Origin of the sequence: Cellulophaga geojensis KL-A, assembly GCF_000568425.1 — a bacterium.
GTDB lineage: Bacteria > Bacteroidota > Bacteroidia > Flavobacteriales > Flavobacteriaceae > Cellulophaga > Cellulophaga lytica.
This window is the reverse complement of the sequence record NZ_ARZX01000089.1, coordinates 1-779: the sequence shown is the minus strand read 5'-3', so window position 1 is coordinate 779 and position 779 is coordinate 1. Positions and strand designations below refer to the sequence as shown.

The following is a 779-nucleotide window of genomic DNA, read 5'->3' as shown; positions in this document are numbered from 1 at the left end:
AGCACTAAAGTTAGCAAATAAATCACAGATAAAAAATCTGCGAGTCCCGACGCTTCGGGATTCGTAAGTAGGCGAGAACTAAGCCTTTGCTATTGCAAAATCAGGACTAATATATGATGATTTTTATAGAAGTACTTTAGTTAAAAATTAATGAGTTTTTACTTGTTTTTTACCTCAGTACTTTGTTGTAAGTAGTTATTTTCTTTTATTCAATTCAGATGTCATTATTTCATATAATTCCTCAAATTTAATTTTCAACCCATTTGTTGATATTTGAATCGGTGAACCAAACTTTTTAAAATTAGTTTCAACGTTTTTTCTTGTTAGAATATTTTTTTGTCTGTTGATAAAATCGTTCGGGTTATTAACAATTACTCGTATGAAATTTTGATTTACGACTTTACTTTTTTCAATACTTTCAATATTCTCCCATTTTATAAGTCCAGAGTTTATGGAGGTTGAGTTGTCATATATTCCTTCATCATTAATTTTTATTCCGTATTTATTTTCAAAGAGTTTTTTTGCAATCAATATTCCCATTCCTCCAAAGAAGATTATAGAAAGAAATCCAATTGATTTTCGAAAAATATTATTATTTAGTATCTCAATATTAACAATTGGCGCATAATATGCAATCCATATTCCTAACAATACGAAAATTAGAGATAGTCCAATTAATCCAATTATTTTAATCTTATTTATTTCTATTATTTTTTCTTCCATTTTCATTTTTGGGTTTAATTACTTACAACGGTTTTCTTTATTTTGATTTATTAATT

1 protein-coding gene is annotated in these 779 nt (G+C 26.3%); it reads right to left on the bottom strand.

Features of this window, described 5'->3' with window-relative positions:
* Positions 1–195: 195 nt before the first annotated feature.
* Positions 196–729 (bottom strand): STM3941 family protein, encoded by a 534-nt coding sequence (locus KLA_RS17325; RefSeq protein WP_034647484.1) that lies wholly within the window; start codon positions 727–729, stop codon positions 196–198.
* Positions 730–779: the final 50 nt, after the last annotated feature.

Excerpts from the sequence above, each read along its gene's own strand:
- KLA_RS17325 (WP_034647484.1), bottom strand. The coding sequence starts at position 729 with ATGAAAATGGAAGAAAAAATAATAGAAATAAATAAGATTAAAATAATT.